The organism is Bacillus sp. BC08 (assembly GCF_054326875.1).
The window spans coordinates 1-2,726 of the sequence record NZ_JBTGPA010000036.1; the positions used below are offsets into that span (position 1 = coordinate 1).

Here is a 2,726-nt window from a genome sequence, read left to right on the forward strand (position 1 = left end):
GAGCCAGGATCAAACTCTCCAATAAAGTTAGTTTGTCTAGCATCTAAAAATAAAAATTGACGTTTCACGTTGTTTGTTTCGTTCAGTTTTCAAAGAACTACTCGGTCGCTCATTTGCGACTTCCTTATGTTAACATCTTCGCTAGTTAATGTCAACTAAGTTTTTCATTTTGTTTATCGCGTTCTGCGTTATTGCATCGGCGACTTGTTCTATATTACACCTCTAACCTACAATCGTCAATATCTTTTTATAAAAAACTTCATTTTTTTATAAATCCTATTTACGCTATTAATTTATCTATTTATATACCTCATAGATAAGCAACCCATAAAATACTCTATGGGTTGCTATTCCATCATAAAAACTATTGTTCTTTCGAAGGTACCGAACAACTTTCATCCGTACAAGACATATCGCTTCCACCCTCTGAAGAAAGTTCTTGTAACTTAGGTGCAGGATTCTCTTCTTCCCACACTTGCTGAAGTGCACCAACAAAGGTTTCAAGTGGTTGCGCACCTGAAATAGCATACTTTTGATTAATAATAAAATAAGGCACTCCTGAAATTTGATATTGCTGAGCAATCGCTTCATCAATTCTAACATCATTTGCATATGCACTTTTATCATGAATAACACGTAAAGCTTCTTGCTTTTCTAAACCTGAAGCTTCAGCAATAGTAACAAGCGTATCCACATCACTTAAATTTCTCGATTCTGTGAAATATGCAAAAAGTAGATTTTCCGTAATCTCTTTTTCTTTCCCTTGATCCTTTGCAAACTTCGCAAGACGATGCGCATCAAAAGTGTTCGTCGGCTTCATCTCATCAAAATTAAAACTTAAACCCATACTAGCTGCATGACTTCCTAGTTGTATATTATTACGCTTAGCTTCTTCAATACTAATCCCATACTTTGATGCAAGTACTTCATTAATACTTGTTCCAGAATAGATTGGAGCATTTTGGTCTAATTCAAAACTTTTAAACTCAACTTCAACATCTTTCTTATGCGGAAATTGCTCTAAAGCCATCTCTAATCTACGTTTTCCAATGTAGCAAAATGGGCATACAAAATCTGACCATACTTCAATTTTCATAGAAACACCTCATTAACATGTAGTTTTCAATTATTGTAGCACTGGCGCTAAGGAATTCAAAAATTTATGCTTCATGCTTTATATACTACAAACTAAAATGAATTTATAAATAGAAAAAACGATAATCAAAAGTATAAAAACATTTCCTTCTGATTATCGTATATATAAATCTAACTATGCTGGAATATATCTCCCCACGAATTTCCATACGGTATTCCAATATTTATTTGAATCTATCTTCTCAGCTTCTCCATGTCCAGCACCTGAAACAATTAATTTCTCTTTTTCTACTTTTGCAGCATTATATACTTCATCTAACATTTCATAAGGAACGAATGTATCAGCATCCCCATGTATAAATAGCATAGGTGTTTTACTTTTCGCTACTTGTTTTACAGCTGAAGCTTCTTCTAAATCATATCCAGCTCTTAATTTTGTAACTGTATTTGCCGCATTCATAACAGGAAACTTTGGCAAGTGGAATAAATCTTTCAGTTGATAAGTAAATTCATCAATAACAGTTGAGTATCCACAATCTTCAATAATAACTTTAACGTTTGAAGGTAACTCTTCACCTGAAGTCATCATTACAGTTGCCCCGCCCATTGAAACACCAAAGAGTGCTATTTCAGCATTAGGGTCTTTCTTTACAATTTGTTGAATCCAAATCAAAATATCTTTACGATCGTGCCAGCCCATCCCTATATAATCACCTTCACTATTTCCGTGCCCACGAAGATCTGGCGCTATGACGTTATAACCTTGTTCGTAAAAATTCCGAATATATTTCGTCATTTTCGATGCCCTGCTATCATATCCATGAACTACAATTGCCCATTTATGGCTAGATTGTTCATTCATATATTCATAACCTGTTAATTTCAACTTATCGAAAGAATTTATGTTTCGTGTATTAGGTTTATGATTTGATACAAAACTCGCATCCTTTTCTTCGTTTGTAGCGAACACGCCTCCCGATGCATTCACTGTTTCTACTAAATGAGGATTGTCCTCTAAAAATTCTTTCTCTTGTTTCGCATTCAACGCATAATTATAAAAATAATTCCCAACTAACATATAAGTAATTGCTAGAAGGACTAAAACTACTATAGTAATTACACCTATCTTTTTCATATTATCTCCTTTTTCAAAATTAAATCTTCTTATATTCAAGTACTCAAAAAACAACTGTATTATTTTAACATACCGACAGATCGCTTCTACAAAAATAAAATAGAAAATCTTAAACTACACATCAAAAATAATGAAAGAAAATGAATATGAGGGGATCAAAAGAATAAGGATTACTTACTTGAGGCTGATAAAGTGAAACTTTAATCAGTGGGGGTTTTGTTCATCCCCCACTGATTATTAGTTGAACCAATCGGACGTTTACGGACAGTTGATCTCCCGCCTACCTTCTTTGCTCCAACTGAATTTTGAGGTGGGAGTTTTACTGTCCGTTAACGCGGGATAAGAAGTGTAAAACACAAAAAAGACGAGTCATACTGACTCGTCTTAAAGTTGCTTGGCGACGTCCTACTCTCACAGGGACAAGGTCCCAACTACCATCGGCGCTAGAGAGCTTAACTTCCGTGTTCGGTATGGGAACGGGTGTGACCTCTCTGCC

Annotated in this window: 2 protein-coding genes and 1 rRNA gene; all 3 read right to left on the reverse strand. The window is 34.8% G+C overall.

The genetic code is table 11. The annotated features are described in order from the left end of the window. Nucleotides 1-364: 364 nt before the first annotated feature. Nucleotides 365-1,096, reverse strand: a complete 732-nt coding sequence (locus ACXVYO_RS23625; protein WP_458468637.1) for a DsbA family oxidoreductase — start codon at nucleotides 1,094-1,096, stop codon at nucleotides 365-367. 174 nt (nucleotides 1,097-1,270) lie between these two features. Further along, the gene (locus ACXVYO_RS23630) at nucleotides 1,271-2,230 is read right to left on the reverse strand and encodes an alpha/beta hydrolase (RefSeq protein ID WP_458468638.1); all 960 of its coding nucleotides are present in this window, start codon (nucleotides 2,228-2,230) and stop codon (nucleotides 1,271-1,273) included. A 392-nt stretch (nucleotides 2,231-2,622) separates the two neighbouring features. Continuing rightward, a 5S ribosomal RNA gene (gene rrf / locus ACXVYO_RS23635) occupies nucleotides 2,623-2,726 on the reverse strand; the annotation flags it as partial.